Consider the following 15594-nt stretch of genomic DNA (forward strand, 5'->3'; position numbering starts at 1 on the left):
CTCCTGACCCTTTCAGTGGATCTGTTATCGTTTAATAAATCCCTGATAGTTTTTCTTTACCAGCTGACTCTCAATGCGTTTCATAGTATCCAGAGCAACGCCGACGACGATCAGTAGACTCGTGCCGCCAATTTGAGCGCTGGACGGCAGACCGCCGAGCTGACCAAATACGATGGGCAGAAGCGAGATGATCGCAAGAAAAATAGCTCCGAGAAATGTCAGCCGATAAAGAACCTTTGTAATATACTTTTCTGTGTTCTTTCCTGGGCGAATGCCCGGAATATATCCACCCTGTTCGCCAAGGTTCTTTGCCATCTTTTCCGGATTCACCTGAACAAATGTGTAAAAATAGGTGAAAGCAATGATCAGAGCAGCATAAATGATCATTCCATAGACCGTTGAATAATTAAAAATCTTGACGATCCAGTTTGTGACTGCATTCTGATGAAAGAATTGAGCAATCGTCGGAGGTGTGATCATCAGCGAAATTGCGAAGATAACCGGGATAACACCTGCAGCGTTAACCTTAATTGGCAGATGAGCCGGTTCAACGCTGTACGTTTTCGTGCCAATCGTCCGTTTCGCATATTGGATCGGAATCTTCCGCATCGCCTGCTGCACGAAAATCGTGCCGACAACGATCAGCAGTATAACAACGACAATTGCCAGCACACCAAGTACTTCCATAAATGTGTTGGCTGCACCGGAAAAGCGCTGCGCATAGATCTGGTTAATGGCTGTCGGAATCCGCGCAACAATGCCGGCAAAGATAAGAATTGAAATACCATTGCCCACACCATATGCCGTAATTTGATCGCCCAACCACACCAGAAATGCAGTACCGCTTGTCAGCATCAGTGCAATTACGAAAAATGTCCAGATACTCGGATTACTCACAAGCCCCTGAAATCTCGAGTTGAATGAATAGGAAAGGCCAATGGCTTCGATAAATCCGAGTATAATAGTTCCATACCGTGTCAGCTGATTTAACTTTCGCCTTCCCATTTCACCCTGTTTCGACCATTCAGTCAGTTTGGGCACAACATCCATTTGGAGAAGCTGTACGATGATGGAAGCGGTGATGTACGGCATAACACCCATTGACAAGATAGAGAAGTTCTGCAGTGCGCCGCCTCCAAAGGTATTAAACAAACCGAAAGCACTGTTATCACTGATATTAATCAACTGTGTATTAATATCCGGAACGGGAATGAACGTCCCGATCCGAAAAATAACAAGCATGGCCAATGTGAAGATAACTTTTTTTCGTATTTCGGCTTCTCGCCACATACTGGAAAGCACTTGAAACATCAGATCACCTCAATGTTTCCGCCTGCAGATTCAATAGCTTCTTTGGCAGAAGCAGAAAATTTAGTCGCTTTCACTGTTAATTTAGCTTCAAGTTTACCTTCACCCAATATTTTAACACCATCGTTCAGTTTTCTGATGACGCGTGTTTCAAGCAAAAGCTGTGGTGTGACTTCCGTACCACTTTCAAAACGATTCAGTTTTTCAATATTGACAATTGAATAGACCTTGCGCGTCGGGTTTTTAAATCCCTTCTTAGGCAGAGTCTGAAGCAGCGGTAGCTGCCCGCCTTCAAATCCCGGACGAATGTTGCCGCCCGAGCGGGCCTTCTGTCCTTTTTGTCCTCGACCAGATGTTTTGCCAAGCCCGGAACCATAGCCACGCCCTACTCTCTTTCTTGAAAAGCGGGAACCTTCAGCCGGTTTCAATTCATGGAGTTTCATCTTGGCACCTCCTTGTTCTCAGTATGTTGAAGATTAGTCATCCAGCTCACGAACCGCCAGCAAATGTGAAACCTTGTTGATCATGCCGCGAATCGAAGGATTGTCTTCCTGAATGACAGTCTGATATGTTTTTCTAAGTCCCAGTGTCCGTACCGTCACACGCTGTGATTCAGGACGGCCAACGACACTGTGTTTGAGGGTAATTTCCAATTTTTTTGCCATTTTGTTCCCTCCTTATCCGAGCAGTTCTTCTACAGATTTGCCGCGAAGTTTGGCAACGTGTTCTGCCTGCTTCAGGTTCTTCAGGCCATCAACGGTAGCGCGAACCACGTTGATCGGATTATTCGAGCCCAGTGACTTCGAAAGAATGTCTTTCAGTCCGGACAATTCGAGCACGGCGCGGACGGGTCCGCCGGCAATAATTCCAGTACCGGCTGATGCCGGTTTCAGTAGAACACTTCCAGCTCCTGAATGTCCGACAACCTGATGCGGAATCGTTGTTTCAACAGTCGGAACGTTAAACACATTTTTCTTGGCATCTTCAATTGCTTTTCTGATGGCTTCCGGTACTTCGTGGGCCTTTCCCTGTCCATAACCCACTCTGCCTTTTTTGTCACCGACAACAACCAATGCGGCAAAACGAAAGCGACGTCCGCCTTTTACAACCTTTGCAACACGGTTAATCGTTACAACGCGTTCTTCAAACTCTGATTTGTTACGATCTGATTTGTTACGATCATTATTAGCCATGGATTCCCCTCCTTATTTTTAGAATTTTAATCCGGCTTCCCGAGCGCCATCGGCAACAGCCTGAATGCGGCCGTGATAGAGATAGCCGCTTCTGTCGAAAACAACTGTATCAATATCCTTATCCAGCGCACGCTGTCCGATCATTTCTCCGACTTTTTTAGCGGCGGCCACATCGCTGCCCTTTCCCAGATCAAATTCCTTGTCAAGTGATGAAGAAGAGGCCAGCGTTACGCCCTTCGAATCATCAACCAACTGGGCATATATATTCTTGGATGAACGGAAAACAGTCAAACGCGGACGTTCGCTTGTTCCAACAACGCGGTGCCGAACATGCAGATGTCTTCTCTGACGAATTAAGTTCTTGTCCTTCTTAGTGATCATGCTTAAGTCGCTCCTTTCTTCCTGGCTTTCGATTACTTCTTGCCTGTCTTGCCTTCCTTGCGGCGTACATGTTCGCCTTCATAACGGATACCCTTGCCCTTGTATGGTTCAGGCGAGCGGACGGAGCGAATATTCGCTGCTACTTCGCCGACACGCTGCTTGTCAATGCCGCTCACCGTTATCTTGTTATTCTTGTCTACACTGAGTTCAATACCCGGCTCCGGCACAATTTCAACCGGATGAGAATAGCCGACATTCAATACCAGATTCTTACCCTGCTTATTCGCACGATAGCCGACACCGACTAATTCCAGGTTTTTGTTGAAACCTTTCGTTACCCCTTCAACCATGTTGCTGATCAGGCTGCTTGTTGTGCCATGCAATGCGCGGTGCTGATTTGAATCATCCGGCCTCGCAACTTTAATTTCACTGCTCTCCTGTTTAATGATCATATCCGGATGAAAAGTACGGGACATTTCACCTTTTGGCCCTTTGACCGTCACTTTCTGACCTTCAATTGTAACTGTCACGCCTTCAGGAATAGCTGTTGGTTTTAATCCAATACGGGACATGTGTACACCTCCAATCTTGTTTGCTGGTTACCAGACGTATGCCAGCACTTCTCCGCCAACATTCTGCTGACGTGCTTCTTTATCTGTAACAATTCCTTTTGACGTTGAAACAATGGCAATGCCGAGACCGCCGAGTACCTTAGGCACTTCATCAGCTTTCGCATAAACGCGAAGCCCTGGCTTGCTGATTCTTTTCAATCCTGAAATCACGCGCTCTTTGTTTCCGCCGAATTTCAGGAACAAACGAAGCACGCCCTGTTTGTCGTCTTCAATATATTCCACATCTTTGATGAAGCCTTCACGTTTCAGAATTTCTGCAATTTCCTTCTTTACTCTGGAACCAGGCAGCTCAATCTGTTCATGACGAACAATGTTCGCGTTACGAATGCGGGTCAGCATATCTGCAATAGGATCTGTCATGACCATGCAAATCGACCTCCTTCCCTATCACTTATAATTTTACCAGCTGGACTTTTTAACGCCGGGAATTTGTCCTTTATGAGCAAGTTCACGAAAACAAATTCTGCATAATTTGAATTTCCGGAGAACCGAGTGAGGACGTCCGCAGCGTTCGCAGCGTGTGTATTCCTGCACTTTGAATTTCTTAGGGCGATGTGCGGATACAAGCATTGATTTTTTTGCCAAAATTCATAGCCTCCTTATCGATGATTATTTAACAAATGGCATGCCAAGCAATGTAAGCAAAGCAGATGCTTCTTCATCGGTGTTCGCGGAGGTTACAATAACGATGTCCATTCCGCGTACCTTATCAACCTTGTCATAGTCGATTTCTGGAAAAATCAGCTGTTCGCGGATACCCAGTGTATAGTTGCCACGGCCATCGAATGCTTTCTTTGAAATTCCACGGAAGTCGCGGACACGGGGGAGCGCCACGGTAATCAGTTTATCAAGGAAGTCATACATCCGATCCTTCCTGAGCGTAACTTTTGTACCGATGGCAACTCCTTCACGCAGCTTGAAAGCGGCGATAGATTTTTTTGCACGCGTAATAACAGGTTTCTGCCCTGACAGTGCAGTCAAATCTTCAACGGCGCTGTCCAGTACTTTTGAATTATGAACAGCATCGCCAACGCCCATATTAATGACAACCTTCTGGATTGCCGGCACCTGCATAATAGATGTATATTTGAACTTTTCGATCAACGCCGGAACAACTTCTTTTTCATACTTTTCTTTAAAACGTCCCATGAGTTTACCTCCTTTCACAGACATGCGAATCAGTCAATCACTTCGCCTGATTTTTTTGAGATTCGTACTTTTTTTCCGTCCACTATTTTATGACCTACGCGCGTAGGTTCATTTGTCTTAGGATCAACCAGCATAACATTTGATACATGAATCGGCGCTTCATGTTCAAGGATTCCGCCCTGTGGAGCGGCCTGCGTCGGCTTCGAATGTTTCTTGACAATATTTACGCCTTCTACAAGCACACGTTCCTTTGCAGGATAAGCGGCAAGAATTGTTCCCTGCTTGCCCTTGTCTTTACCTGAAATAACCTGAACTTTATCGCCTTTTTTTACATGCAGCTTTGCCATGTTGCCTAGCACCTCCTTTTCCTAAACATCCGAGATCACAATACTTCCGGTGCAAGAGACACAATCTTCATAAACTGCCCTTCACGAAGTTCACGAGCAACTGGTCCGAAGATACGGGTCCCACGAGGGCTTTTGTCATCGCGGATCAGGACAACAGCATTTTCATCAAAGCGGATGTAAGATCCGTCCGACCTTCTGACACCATGCCGTGTCCGGACAACAACAGCTCTAACAACTTCACCCTTCTTAACAACGCCACCTGGTGTTGCTTGTTTCACCGTAGCAACAATGACATCGCCGATATTGGCTGTCTTTCGTCCAGATCCTCCGAGAACTTTGATGGTCAGGACTTCACGAGCACCGGAATTATCGGCTACCTTCAAACGGCTTTCCTGCTGGATCATTAAAATGCGACCTCCCTTCGATCCCCGGTTTCAAACCAGGAGATCAGATAATAACGGATTCCTCAACGATTTTCACAAGACGAAAACGTTTATCTTTAGAAAGCGGGCGTGTTTCCATAATTTCAACGATATCGCCGGCCTTCGCCTGATTATTTTCATCATGCGCTTTAAATTTCTTAGAGTACTTCACATGTTTTCCATAAAGACGATGGTTTTTGTAGGTCTCGACAAGAACAGTGATCGTCTTATCCATCTTGTCTGAAACAACGCGTCCAACCAGAACTTTACGAGCATTGCGAGTTTCTTCAGCCATTCAGATAACCTCCTTTTCAGCCGTTTTGAACATTCAGTTCACGTTCACGCAAAATCGTCTTCGCGCGAGCGATAGATTTCCGAACTTCACGAATGCGGGCAGGGTTTTCCAATTGTCCGGCTGCCAACTGAAAACGCAGGTTAAACAGTTCTTCTTTTAAAGACTTTACGTTCTGCTCAACCTCGGCAGTGGTTAAATTACGAATTTCATCAGCCTTCATTTGCGTCACCACCCACTTCTTCGCGTTTCACAATTTTTGTCTTGATTGGCAGTTTGTGGCTAGCCAATCTCAGTGCCTCATTAGCCACTTCCTCACTGATACCGCCGACTTCAAAGAGCACCCGGCCAGGTTTAACAACTGCAACCCATCCTTCTGGAGCACCTTTACCGGAACCCATGCGGACATCAAGAGGTTTCTTTGTATATGATTTCTGTGGGAAAATCTTAATCCAGACTTTTCCGCCACGTTTCATGAAACGTGTCATGGCAACACGCGCAGCTTCAATCTGGCGGCTCGTAATCCATGCGGATTCCAGAGCCTGCAATCCATATTCACCAAAGGTCACTGTTGCGCCTGCCTTTGTCTTTCCGCGCATTCTGCCGCGATGCTGTCTGCGATATTTTACACGTTTTGGCATTAACATAATTATCTGCCTCCTTCCTTATTGTTCGTTCCTTTCGTCGGAAGGACCTCTCCGCGATAAATCCATACTTTCACGCCAATTTTGCCATATGTTGTGTCTGCTTCCGCAGTTCCGTAGTCAATATCGGCACGCAATGTATGCAGTGGAACGGTTCCTTCGCTGTAATCTTCGGTCCGTGCCATGTCTGCGCCACCCAGACGGCCTGCACACTGAGTTTTAATACCCTTGGCGCCGGCTCTCATTGCTCTCTGCAGTGTCTGTTTCTGGGCACGTCTCCACGAAATACGGCTTTCAAGCTGGCGGGCAATATTTTCTGCGACAAGTTTCGCGTCAAGATCCGCCTGCTTGATTTCGAAGATGTTCACATGAACGCGTTTGCCTGTCAGTTGATTCAGTGCTTTTCTTAATTCTTCAACTTCAGTTCCGCCTTTTCCAATGACCATGCCTGGCTTTGCCGTTTTGATCGTAATGTTAATCCGGTTAGCGGCACGCTCCAATTCTATAGAAGAAACAGCAGCATCTTTCAGCCTGTTTTCAACGTACTTGCGAATTTTAATATCTTCATGAAGATATTCCGCATAATTCTTGTCTGCATACCATTTGGATTCCCAGTCACGGATAATTCCGATTCTGAAACCAATGGGATTAATTTTCTGACCCACGCATTATCCCTCCTTCTTTTCCGATACGATAATCGTAATGTGGCTCGTACGTTTGTTAATCTTGCTTGCACGGCCTTGTGCGCGGGGACGGAAACGTTTGAGTGTTGCTCCTTCGTCCACATACGCCTTTTCGACATACAAATTATCAGTATCCATATCATAATTGTGTTCTGCATTCGCAACTGCAGATTTTAGTACTTTTTCAATAATCGGAGATGCGGCCCTTTGCGTATTCTTTAGAACAGCCAGTGCATAGCCGACCTCTTTGCCCCTGATAAGATCAATCACAAGACGTGCCTTACGAGGAGCAATACGAATTTGTCTGCCAACAGCTTTTGCTTGCATCATCGTTCCTCCTTTCGTTAGCGAGCGCTTGTTTTCTTATCAGAAGATGCATGTCCGCGGTACGTTCTGGTCGGAGCAAATTCTCCAAGTTTATGTCCTACCATGTCTTCTGTAACATAAACCGGCACATGTTTGCGTCCGTCATACACAGCAATGGTATGTCCAATAAAGTCAGGGAAAATTGTCGACCGACGTGACCAAGTCTTAACGACTCTCTTTTCATCCTTTTCGTTCAGCGCAGTAACCTTTGTCATAAGGTGATCATCAACAAAAGGTCCTTTTTTCAGGCTTCGGCTCATGGATAGGCCTCCTTCCAAAATAAAATATCTTTCCGCAATTATTTCTTGCGATGTCTGATAATAAACTGTTCCGACTGATTCTTCTTTTTACGTGTTTTGTAACCCATTGTCGGCTTGCCCCAAGGTGACATTGGTGACTTACGGCCTACAGGGGCTTTACCTTCACCACCACCGTGCGGATGGTCATTCGGGTTCATAACGGAACCGCGGACTGTCGGGCGAATACCTTTCCAACGGGAGCGTCCTGCTTTTCCGACTGACACAAGGCCGTGTTCCAAGTTTCCGACCTGTCCGATTGACGCCCGGCAAGTTTCAAGAATCATTCTGACTTCACCGGATACAAGGCGAACAAGAACATACTTGCCTTCCTTGCCGAGGATCTGTGCTGAAGCGCCTGCGGAACGGACGAGCTGTCCACCTTTTCCCGGTTTCAGCTCAATATTATGGACGGTTGTACCAACTGGAATGTTTTTGAGCGGAAGGGCGTTTCCGGTTTTGATATCTGCGTCAGCCCCTGATACGATCTGCATACCGACTTTGAGGCCTTGTGGAGCGAGAATATAGCGTTTCTCTCCATCTACATAATGAACCAGCGCAATGTTAGCTGTACGATTCGGATCGTATTCAATTGTAGCAATCCGGCCTGGTACGCCGTCCTTATTGCGCTTGAAATCAATAACGCGATATTGGCGTTTGTGACCGCCGCCCTGGTGACGAACAGTCAGCTTGCCCTGATTGTTGCGGCCAGCTCTGTTTGGCAGTGCCTGTAGCAATGTCTTCTCTGGCCGGTTTGTTGTTATTTCAGCGAAATCCAATGAACTCATATTTCTGCGTCCGTTGGATGTCGGTTTATACTTTTTAAGTGGCACGATCAATAACCTCCTTCTTTAGTAATCCTTATTTCCCTGAGAAGAAATCAAGTTCCTTGCTCTCTGGTGTCAAAGTGACAATTGCTTTCTTGCGTTTCGAAGTATACCCCGAGTAACGGCCATAACGTTTCGGCTTACCCTTAACATTAATGGTGTTGACCTTAACGACTTTTACATCAAAGATAGCTTCAACTGCCCGTTTGATTTCAGATTTGTTCGCATGAACCTCGACATCAAATGTATACTTTTTATCGGCCATCTGATCAGTTGTCCGTTCAGTCAGTACGGGGCGCTTTATAATATCGCGTGGATCTTTCATTATCCAAGCACCTCCCCAAGCTTTTCGGCGGCTTCCTTGGTGACGATCAGTTTGTTGTATGCAACAACATCCAGGACATTGACCTGCGTTGCCGTAAGTACTTTCACGCCCGGAATATTGCGTGAGGAAAGAACGACTGTGTCATCAAAATCATTTGTAACAACTAAAGCCTTTTCTGTAACTGACAAGTTTTTCAGTACAGAAACAAACTCCTTTGTTTTCGGCGCGTCAAATTTAAGACTGTCAAGAACAATCAGGTCGCTCTCGCCGACCTTCCCTGACAGTGCTGACCTGATCGCCAGCTTCCGAACTTTCTTAGGAAGCTTGTAAGCATAACTGCGTGGTGTCGGTCCGAATACCGTGCCGCCACCTACCCATTGAGGCGAGCGAATAGAACCTTGCCGTGCGCGGCCGGTTCCTTTCTGTTTCCACGGTTTGCGGCCGCCTCCTCTTACTGCAGAACGGTTTTTTACTGCGTGTGTTCCCTGACGTTGAGATGCCTGCTGCATCACGATTGCCTGGTAAAGAACATGTTCATTGGGTTTAATGCCAAAGACTGAGTCTGAAAGTTCAACGTCTCCGACCTGAGCCCCTTTTTGATCAAAAACTGTTAATTTTGGCATGGAAGTATCCTCCCTTCTTATTTATCTTCTACTGCTTTACGAGCAGATTTGATTGTAATATAGCTTTTCTTTGCGCCTGGTACATTGCCTCTGATCAGGATCAGTTTGCGTTCCGCATCTACTTTTGCAATGACGAGGTTCTGAACAGTAACGATCTCTCCGCCCATGCGGCCGGCAAGTTTTTTTCCTTTGAATACGTGAGCTGGATCAATAACACCCATTGAACCCGGACGGCGATGATAGCGTGAGCCATGAGCCATTGGGCCGCGGGACTGGTTGTTGCGCTTAATCGGGCCCTGATATCCCTTGCCCTTTGATGTACCCGTTACATCAACAATATCTCCTGCTTTAAATATTTCTGCAGTTACTTCCTGGCCGAGTTCATAATCGGCAAGATTTACATTACGGATTTCTTTAATGAAGCGCTTAGGTTCAGCCTTTGCTTTGTCTGCATGACCCTGAGCCGCTTTAGTAATACGTGACGCCTTTGCTTTGTCGAAACCGATTTGTACAGCTTCGTAGCCGTCTGTTTCAACATCCTTCTTCTGAAGAACAACATTGTCAGACACGTCAACGACTGTAACCGGGACTGCATCTCCGTTTTCAGCGAAAATCTGGGTCATTCCGACCTTTTTGCCTAAGATTCCTTTAGTCATCCGTTACACCTCCTATAACAATGAATTAATTTATAACTTGATTTCGATGTCCACACCCGACGGAAGATCAAGTCTCATCAGAGAATCAACTGTCTGCGGTGTTGGCTCAACTATGTCGACCAGACGTTTGTGTGTACGCATTTCGAACTGTTCACGTGAATCTTTGTATTTGTGTACCGCGCGAAGAATAGTGTAGATCGACTTTTCAGTCGGCAACGGGATTGGTCCGGACACCTTTGCCCCGGAACGTTTTGCCGTTTCCACGATTTTCTCAGCGGACTGATCCAAAATACGATGATCATATGCTTTCAGACGAATGCGAATCTTTTGTTTTGCCATCTTACATTCCCTCCTTTTTTCGTCCATTTTTCAAAAACAGACTTGCTCCGCGAAAATTTCCGTCTATCCCGCCTTGGCAAAGGAGCCGGGTGTATCCGCAACCTTTCGCATCATCGCCGCAAACCAACCCCACTATTATACATGACTAGACTATTGAAAGCAAGGTGAAAGGCCGTTTTTTCAGTGACTTATACATTATAAAGAGTTTTATCTCAAAGATCAACTACACTATTGATTTATTCGCAACTAAAACCTATCACTTAAAAAGGCAATAAAAAAGCGCCTCGGTGAGAGGCGCTTTTTTATTGCTCAGTTGCTTTTAAATCATTCGACGATTTCGGAAACAGATCCGGCACCGACAGTACGGCCACCTTCACGGATCGTGAACTTTGTTCCTTTTTCAATGGCGATTGGTGCAATCAATTCAACATCCATAGTGATGTTGTCGCCTGGCATTACCATTTCAGTTCCTTCCGGAAGCGTGATTGTTCCGGTTACATCGGTTGTCCTGAAATAAAATTGCGGACGGTAGTTTGTGAAGAACGGAGTATGGCGGCCGCCTTCTTCTTTCTTTAGGACATAAACCTGAGCCTTAAATTTTTTATAAGCTGTAACAGTGCCTGGTTTAATCAGAACCTGGCCACGTTCAACACCTTCACGTTCAACCCCGCGAAGCAGTGCGCCAATGTTGTCGCCGGCTTCCGCAAAATCAAGTGTTTTACGGAACATTTCAACGCCGGTAACTACAGTCTTCTTAGGTGCATCTGTCAGACCAAGAATTTCAACTTCATCACCGATTTTAACCGTTCCACGTTCTACACGGCCAGTAGCAACGGTGCCACGTCCTGAGATGGAGAATACATCTTCAACAGGCATCATGAATGGCTTGTCATTGTCGCGGACAGGAGTTGGAATGTAGCTGTCCACTTCATCCATCAGTTCAAGGATATGCTTTTCTTCTTCAGGATCGCCCTGCAATGCTTTCAAAGCCGAACCTTTGATAACCGGAACATCGTCACCCGGATAATCGTATTCGCTCAAAAGATCGCGAACTTCCATTTCAACCAGTTCAAGAAGTTCAGGATCGTCAACCTGATCTGTTTTGTTCAGGAAAACGATAATCGCAGGGACACCAACCTGGTGAGCCAGCAGAATATGTTCACGAGTTTGCGGCATTGGGCCGTCAACCGCGGAAACAACCAGAATAGCTCCGTCCATCTGTGCAGCGCCGGTGATCATGTTCTTAACATAGTCGGCGTGCCCTGGGCAGTCAACATGTGCATAGTGACGCTTGTCTGTTTCATATTCAACATGAGCCGTGGAGATCGTGATTCCGCGTTCTCTTTCTTCCGGTGCACCGTCAATGGAGTCATAAGCACGTGCCTGAGCCATGCCCTTTTTGGCAAGTACAGTAGTGATTGCCGCAGTCAGCGTAGTCTTGCCGTGATCGACGTGACCAATTGTACCAATGTTAACATGCGGTTTTGTGCGTTCATAATGTTCTTTAGCCATGGATTTTATTATCCTCCTTTAATTCAATGCGAAGTTTTAATTTATATGCAGTAAGGAAACTGGCAGAAGTACATGCCATCTTCCTTAGCTTACAATAAAAAACAAAGTGTGACAATCGGGCGATTCGGTAAATAGAAATTATTCACCGGTTGCCTTTTTAATAATTTCTTCGCTGACACTCTTTGGCACTTGTTCATAGTGATCAAACTGCATCGTGAACGTCCCGCGGCCCTGAGTAGATGAGCGAAGCGAGGTCGCATAACCAAACATTTCTGCCAGAGGGACATGTGCATCGACAGCCTGTGCGCCTGCGCGTGCTTCCATACCGTCAACACGTCCGCGACGGCTGGTAATATCGCCCATGATATCGCCTAGATATTCATCCGGCATATTGATTTCAACCTTCATAATCGGTTCAAGGATAACCGGAGCGCAGGCACCTTTCGCAGCCTTGAGGGCCATCGAAGCTGCAATCTTGAAAGCCATTTCACTGGAGTCGACATCATGATAAGAACCGTCGACCAGACTAGCCTTGACATCAATGATTGGATAACCTGCCAGCAGACCGTTCTGCAGGGAGTCCTTCAAACCGGCCTCGACAGCCGGAATGTATTCACGAGGAACGACACCGCCGACAATCTTGTTTTCAAAAACAAATCCACTGCCTTCATCAAGTGGCTCGAACTCAATCCAGACATGCCCATACTGGCCATGGCCACCAGACTGGCGGATGAATTTGCCTTCCGCTCTGCCCGCTTTGGTCAAGGTTTCACGGTAGGCAACCTGCGGCGCACCGACATTGGCCTCGACTTTGAATTCGCGACGCATACGGTCAACGATAATGTCAAGGTGAAGTTCACCCATGCCGCCAATGATGGTCTGGCCGGTTTCTTCATCCGTGTGCGTTTTAAAAGTTGGATCTTCTTCAGCCAGTTTAGCCAGTGCGATGTCCATTTTATCTTGATCAGCTTTTGATTTCGGCTCGATCGCAACGTGGATTACCGGATCCGGAAAATCCATTGATTCGAGGACAATCAAATTGTTCTCATCACATAACGTATCTCCGGTTGTCGTATTCTTCAAACCAACAGCCGCCGCAATATCACCAGAGTAAACCTTTTTGATTTCACTCCTATGATTGGCATGCATCAGCAAAATACGGCCGAGGCGTTCACGGGAATCTTTTGTCGAGTTTTGGACATATGAACCGGCTTCAACCGTTCCAGAATAGACACGGAAGAAAGTCAGCTTGCCGACAAACGGATCCGTCATTACTTTGAAAGCCAGTGCAGCAAATGGTTCATTATCATCTGCAACACGCTCAACTTCTTCACCGCTATCAGGAAGTGTTCCCTTGATTGGCGGTACGTCAATCGGTGAAGGCAGATAATCAATCACTGCATCCAGTACATGCTGAACACCCTTGTTTTTAAATGCTGTACCGCACAGTACTGGATAAAATTTAACCGCGCAAGTCGCTTTGCGGATGGCTGTTTTAAGTTCTTCGACGGAAATCTCATCGCCATTAAGATATTTTTCCATGATATCATCATCGACGTCAGCAACGGCTTCAACCAGTTTATCATGGTATTCTTCGGCTTGTTCCTTATATTCATCCGGGATCTCTTCAGCCTCAACAATAGAGCCCAGATCATCTTCATAGATGTAAGCCTGCATGTTAACCAAGTCAATCTCGCCCTTGTAATCGTCTTCAGCACCCATTGGCAGCTGAATCGGGTGGGCATTAGCTTGAAGGCGTTCATGCAGCGTCTTGCATGAATAAAGGAAATTAGCGCCAATCTTATCCATTTTGTTTACAAATACTATTCTTGGCACGCCATACGTTGTTGCCTGGCGCCAAACGGTTTCCGTCTGAGGCTCAACACCGGACTGGGCATCAAGAACCGCTACAGCACCGTCAAGGACACGAAGTGAACGTTCAACTTCAACAGTGAAATCGACGTGCCCCGGAGTGTCAATGATATTAACTCGATAGCCCTTCCATTGAGCCGTTGTCGCAGCGGATGTAATCGTAATGCCACGTTCCTTTTCCTGATCCATCCAGTCCATTTGCGAAGCCCCTTCATGGGTTTCACCAATTTTGTGAATACGTCCAGAATAGAAGAGAATACGCTCCGTTGTCGTTGTCTTACCGGCATCAATGTGGGCCATAATGCCAATGTTGCGCGTTTTCTCCAAAGAGAAATCCCTCGCCATGGTTTTCACTCCTTCCTCAGTGTGAATTGCAATTACCAGCGATAATGAGCAAAAGCCTTGTTAGCCTCGGCCATTTTGTGCATATCTTCGCGTTTCTTTACAGATGCTCCAGTATTGTTGGAAGCATCGATAATTTCGCTTGCCAGTCTCTCAACCATCGTTTTTTCGCCGCGAAGTCTTGAATAATTGACAAGGTAGCGCAGCCCTAAAGTCGTCCGGCGTTCCGGACGCACTTCAACCGGCACCTGGTAGTTTGAGCCACCTACACGACGTGCTTTTACTTCGAGAACCGGCATAACATTTTTCAACGCCTGTTCAAATACTTCCATTGGTTCCTGATTGGTGCGTTCCTTGATTAAATCAAATGCCTGATAAAGAATGGTCTGAGATTTGCCTCTTTTGCCGTCCTTCATCATACGGTTAATCAAGCGTGTGACCAGCTTCGAGTTATAAAGCGGATCAGGTAGAACGTCTCTTTTTTCAACAGGTCCTTTTCTTGGCATGATAACTCCTCCTTCCCAATTCGTTTATTTGCTTATTCCTTAGGCTTCTTAGCGCCGTATTTTGAACGACCCTGTTTACGATCAACAACACTGGCTGTATCAAGAGCACCGCGAATAATATGATAGCGCACACCAGGAAGGTCCTTTACACGTCCTCCACGAATCAAGACGACACTATGCTCCTGCAGATTGTGCCCGATTCCCGGGATGTAAGCATTCACTTCAATGTTGTTCGACAGCCGGACACGAGCATATTTACGAAGCGCCGAGTTAGGCTTCTTAGGTGTCAGTGTGCCGACACGTGTGCACACACCGCGTTTCTGTGGTGCGAAATCATCAGTCAGTGCTTTCTTAAAGCTGTTGTATCCCCTGTTGAGAGCAGGTGCTGTGGACTTTTTGATTTTCGACTTACGCCCTTGACGAATTAATTGATTGATTGTTGGCATTATCCTGTTCCTCCTTTCAAAATTCTAAACCCACTGATCCAGGCGGTTCCTTTTTCGCGCAAAAAAGTGTTTTTGCAAAAGCAAAATCTTTTGCAAAAACATTATCTTTTTATTGCAACTGCCGACGCCCCAACTTCAATGCCGCATGCTTGACCAAGCTTCTTCATTGAGTCAACAGGGTAAACCGGCACGTCTAATTCTTCCGCAAGTGTCAGTACCTTATTGGTTACGCGAACATCAGCATCTTCGGCAATGATAACCTCTTTAACACGATTTTCCCTCAATGCTTTCAACGCCTGTTTTGTACCAATAATGATTCCGTTCTTTGCTTGTGTCACTTTTTCATAAGACATCAGGCCAAATCCTCCAAAGCAACAAATGTTCAAGAACACTCAGATATAATAGCACCTGGCGTTCTCCATTGTCAACACCC

The 15594-nt window shown here is 46.2% G+C and carries 27 protein-coding genes; all 27 read right to left on the reverse strand.

The window, feature by feature from the left end:
* Positions 1–24 precede the first annotated feature (24 nt).
* A complete protein-coding gene (gene secY / locus COP04_RS01765) occupies positions 25–1311 on the reverse strand; it encodes a preprotein translocase subunit SecY (RefSeq protein ID WP_100486431.1) in 1287 nt (428 codons plus the stop codon).
* Complete coding sequence (gene rplO, locus COP04_RS01770) at positions 1311–1751, reverse strand: 50S ribosomal protein L15 (RefSeq protein WP_100486432.1); 441 nt, start codon at positions 1749–1751, stop codon at positions 1311–1313. The genes secY and rplO overlap by 1 nt, the downstream gene beginning before the upstream one ends.
* Before the next feature lie 33 nt (positions 1752–1784).
* Positions 1785–1973, reverse strand: a complete 189-nt coding sequence (gene rpmD / locus COP04_RS01775; protein WP_100486433.1) for a 50S ribosomal protein L30 — start codon at positions 1971–1973, stop codon at positions 1785–1787.
* A gap of 12 nt (positions 1974–1985) precedes the next feature.
* A complete protein-coding gene (gene rpsE, locus COP04_RS01780; RefSeq protein ID WP_100486434.1) occupies positions 1986–2501 on the reverse strand; it encodes a 30S ribosomal protein S5 in 516 nt (171 codons plus the stop codon).
* A gap of 18 nt (positions 2502–2519) precedes the next feature.
* Positions 2520–2882, reverse strand: a complete 363-nt coding sequence (gene rplR / locus COP04_RS01785) for a 50S ribosomal protein L18 (RefSeq protein WP_100486435.1) — start codon at positions 2880–2882, stop codon at positions 2520–2522.
* Positions 2883–2914: 32 nt separating this feature from the next.
* On the reverse strand, positions 2915–3454 hold the full coding sequence (gene rplF, locus COP04_RS01790; protein WP_100486436.1) for a 50S ribosomal protein L6: 540 nt from the start codon (positions 3452–3454) through the stop codon (positions 2915–2917).
* Positions 3455–3481: 27 nt separating this feature from the next.
* Positions 3482–3880, reverse strand: a complete 399-nt coding sequence (gene rpsH, locus COP04_RS01795; protein WP_100486437.1) for a 30S ribosomal protein S8 — start codon at positions 3878–3880, stop codon at positions 3482–3484.
* A 33-nt stretch (positions 3881–3913) separates the two neighbouring features.
* Complete coding sequence (locus COP04_RS01800; RefSeq protein WP_010632277.1) at positions 3914–4099, reverse strand: type Z 30S ribosomal protein S14; 186 nt, start codon at positions 4097–4099, stop codon at positions 3914–3916.
* Positions 4100–4123: 24 nt separating this feature from the next.
* Positions 4124–4663: a 50S ribosomal protein L5 gene (gene rplE / locus COP04_RS01805; protein WP_100486438.1), complete on the reverse strand. Its 540-nt coding sequence runs from the start codon at positions 4661–4663 to the stop codon at positions 4124–4126.
* A gap of 29 nt (positions 4664–4692) precedes the next feature.
* Complete coding sequence (gene rplX, locus COP04_RS01810) at positions 4693–5001, reverse strand: 50S ribosomal protein L24 (RefSeq protein ID WP_100489479.1); 309 nt, start codon at positions 4999–5001, stop codon at positions 4693–4695.
* 44 nt (positions 5002–5045) lie between these two features.
* Positions 5046–5414: a 50S ribosomal protein L14 gene (gene rplN, locus COP04_RS01815; protein WP_100486439.1), complete on the reverse strand. Its 369-nt coding sequence runs from the start codon at positions 5412–5414 to the stop codon at positions 5046–5048.
* Positions 5415–5457: 43 nt separating this feature from the next.
* Complete coding sequence (gene rpsQ, locus COP04_RS01820) at positions 5458–5727, reverse strand: 30S ribosomal protein S17 (RefSeq protein ID WP_100486440.1); 270 nt, start codon at positions 5725–5727, stop codon at positions 5458–5460.
* Between the two features lie 16 nt (positions 5728–5743).
* Positions 5744–5947, reverse strand: coding sequence for a 50S ribosomal protein L29 (gene rpmC, locus COP04_RS01825; RefSeq protein ID WP_100486441.1), 204 nt, complete (start codon positions 5945–5947; stop codon positions 5744–5746).
* Positions 5937–6371: a 50S ribosomal protein L16 gene (rplP, locus tag COP04_RS01830; protein WP_100486442.1), complete on the reverse strand. Its 435-nt coding sequence runs from the start codon at positions 6369–6371 to the stop codon at positions 5937–5939. The genes rpmC and rplP overlap by 11 nt, the downstream gene beginning before the upstream one ends.
* Positions 6372–6373: 2 nt before the next feature.
* The gene (rpsC, locus tag COP04_RS01835; protein ID WP_100486443.1) at positions 6374–7033 is read right to left on the reverse strand and encodes a 30S ribosomal protein S3; all 660 of its coding nucleotides are present in this window, start codon (positions 7031–7033) and stop codon (positions 6374–6376) included.
* Positions 7034–7036: 3 nt separating this feature from the next.
* Positions 7037–7378: a 50S ribosomal protein L22 gene (gene rplV, locus COP04_RS01840; protein WP_100486444.1), complete on the reverse strand. Its 342-nt coding sequence runs from the start codon at positions 7376–7378 to the stop codon at positions 7037–7039.
* Between the two features lie 17 nt (positions 7379–7395).
* Positions 7396–7677 (reverse strand): 30S ribosomal protein S19, encoded by a 282-nt coding sequence (gene rpsS, locus COP04_RS01845; protein WP_100486445.1) that lies wholly within the window; start codon positions 7675–7677, stop codon positions 7396–7398.
* A 38-nt stretch (positions 7678–7715) separates the two neighbouring features.
* Complete coding sequence (rplB, locus tag COP04_RS01850; RefSeq protein ID WP_100486446.1) at positions 7716–8546, reverse strand: 50S ribosomal protein L2; 831 nt, start codon at positions 8544–8546, stop codon at positions 7716–7718.
* A 28-nt stretch (positions 8547–8574) separates the two neighbouring features.
* On the reverse strand, positions 8575–8865 hold the full coding sequence (gene rplW / locus COP04_RS01855; RefSeq protein ID WP_100486447.1) for a 50S ribosomal protein L23: 291 nt from the start codon (positions 8863–8865) through the stop codon (positions 8575–8577).
* Entirely contained in the window at positions 8865–9488 is a 624-nt protein-coding gene (gene rplD / locus COP04_RS01860; RefSeq protein WP_100486448.1) for a 50S ribosomal protein L4, read from the reverse strand. Before rplD ends, rplW begins: the two co-directional genes overlap by 1 nt.
* Before the next feature lie 17 nt (positions 9489–9505).
* Positions 9506–10144, reverse strand: a complete 639-nt coding sequence (gene rplC, locus COP04_RS01865) for a 50S ribosomal protein L3 (RefSeq protein ID WP_100486449.1) — start codon at positions 10142–10144, stop codon at positions 9506–9508.
* 30 nt (positions 10145–10174) lie between these two features.
* The gene (gene rpsJ / locus COP04_RS01870) at positions 10175–10483 is read right to left on the reverse strand and encodes a 30S ribosomal protein S10 (protein ID WP_010024543.1); all 309 of its coding nucleotides are present in this window, start codon (positions 10481–10483) and stop codon (positions 10175–10177) included.
* Between the two features lie 324 nt (positions 10484–10807).
* Entirely contained in the window at positions 10808–11995 is a 1188-nt protein-coding gene (gene tuf, locus COP04_RS01875; protein WP_100486450.1) for an elongation factor Tu, read from the reverse strand.
* Positions 11996–12133: 138 nt separating this feature from the next.
* Positions 12134–14212 carry an elongation factor G gene (fusA, locus tag COP04_RS01880; protein ID WP_100486451.1) on the reverse strand — a complete coding sequence of 693 codons (2079 nt, stop codon included), beginning with the start codon at positions 14210–14212 and terminating at the stop codon, positions 12134–12136.
* Positions 14213–14244: 32 nt separating this feature from the next.
* Positions 14245–14715, reverse strand: coding sequence for a 30S ribosomal protein S7 (rpsG, locus tag COP04_RS01885; RefSeq protein ID WP_100486452.1), 471 nt, complete (start codon positions 14713–14715; stop codon positions 14245–14247).
* Between the two features lie 32 nt (positions 14716–14747).
* Positions 14748–15161, reverse strand: coding sequence for a 30S ribosomal protein S12 (gene rpsL, locus COP04_RS01890; protein ID WP_100486453.1), 414 nt, complete (start codon positions 15159–15161; stop codon positions 14748–14750).
* 101 nt (positions 15162–15262) lie between these two features.
* A complete protein-coding gene (locus COP04_RS01895) occupies positions 15263–15514 on the reverse strand; it encodes a 50S ribosomal protein L7ae-like protein (protein ID WP_100486454.1) in 252 nt (83 codons plus the stop codon).
* Between the last annotated feature and the right edge of the window lie 80 nt (positions 15515–15594).

Source organism: Sporolactobacillus pectinivorans (assembly GCF_002802965.1).
Lineage (GTDB): Bacteria > Bacillota > Bacilli > Bacillales > Sporolactobacillaceae > Sporolactobacillus > Sporolactobacillus pectinivorans.

Coding starts and splice junctions, on each gene's coding strand:
- rplP (WP_100486442.1), bottom strand. CDS start 6,371: ATGTTAATGCCAAAACGTGTAAAATATCGCAGACAGCATCGCGGCAGA.
- rplR (WP_100486435.1), bottom strand. CDS start 2,882: ATGATCACTAAGAAGGACAAGAACTTAATTCGTCAGAGAAGACATCTG.
- fusA (WP_100486451.1), bottom strand. CDS start 14,212: ATGGCGAGGGATTTCTCTTTGGAGAAAACGCGCAACATTGGCATTATG.
- rpmC (WP_100486441.1), bottom strand. CDS start 5,947: ATGAAGGCTGATGAAATTCGTAATTTAACCACTGCCGAGGTTGAGCAG.
- rpsS (WP_100486445.1), bottom strand. CDS start 7,677: ATGAGCCGAAGCCTGAAAAAAGGACCTTTTGTTGATGATCACCTTATG.
- tuf (WP_100486450.1), bottom strand. CDS start 11,995: ATGGCTAAAGAACATTATGAACGCACAAAACCGCATGTTAACATTGGT.
- rplD (WP_100486448.1), bottom strand. CDS start 9,488: ATGCCAAAATTAACAGTTTTTGATCAAAAAGGGGCTCAGGTCGGAGAC.
- rplF (WP_100486436.1), bottom strand. CDS start 3,454: ATGTCCCGTATTGGATTAAAACCAACAGCTATTCCTGAAGGCGTGACA.
- rplC (WP_100486449.1), bottom strand. CDS start 10,144: ATGACTAAAGGAATCTTAGGCAAAAAGGTCGGAATGACCCAGATTTTC.
- rplN (WP_100486439.1), bottom strand. CDS start 5,414: ATGATCCAGCAGGAAAGCCGTTTGAAGGTAGCCGATAATTCCGGTGCT.
- rplV (WP_100486444.1), bottom strand. CDS start 7,378: ATGCAAGCAAAAGCTGTTGGCAGACAAATTCGTATTGCTCCTCGTAAG.
- rpsQ (WP_100486440.1), bottom strand. CDS start 5,727: ATGGCTGAAGAAACTCGCAATGCTCGTAAAGTTCTGGTTGGACGCGTT.
- rplO (WP_100486432.1), bottom strand. CDS start 1,751: ATGAAACTCCATGAATTGAAACCGGCTGAAGGTTCCCGCTTTTCAAGA.
- rpsE (WP_100486434.1), bottom strand. CDS start 2,501: ATGGCTAATAATGATCGTAACAAATCAGATCGTAACAAATCAGAGTTT.
- rplE (WP_100486438.1), bottom strand. CDS start 4,663: ATGGGACGTTTTAAAGAAAAGTATGAAAAAGAAGTTGTTCCGGCGTTG.
- rpsH (WP_100486437.1), bottom strand. CDS start 3,880: ATGGTCATGACAGATCCTATTGCAGATATGCTGACCCGCATTCGTAAC.
- rpsL (WP_100486453.1), bottom strand. CDS start 15,161: ATGCCAACAATCAATCAATTAATTCGTCAAGGGCGTAAGTCGAAAATC.
- rplW (WP_100486447.1), bottom strand. CDS start 8,865: ATGAAAGATCCACGCGATATTATAAAGCGCCCCGTACTGACTGAACGG.
- COP04_RS01895 (WP_100486454.1), bottom strand. CDS start 15,514: ATGTCTTATGAAAAAGTGACACAAGCAAAGAACGGAATCATTATTGGT.
- secY (WP_100486431.1), bottom strand. CDS start 1,311: ATGTTTCAAGTGCTTTCCAGTATGTGGCGAGAAGCCGAAATACGAAAA.
- rpmD (WP_100486433.1), bottom strand. CDS start 1,973: ATGGCAAAAAAATTGGAAATTACCCTCAAACACAGTGTCGTTGGCCGT.
- rpsG (WP_100486452.1), bottom strand. CDS start 14,715: ATGCCAAGAAAAGGACCTGTTGAAAAAAGAGACGTTCTACCTGATCCG.
- rpsJ (WP_010024543.1), bottom strand. CDS start 10,483: ATGGCAAAACAAAAGATTCGCATTCGTCTGAAAGCATATGATCATCGT.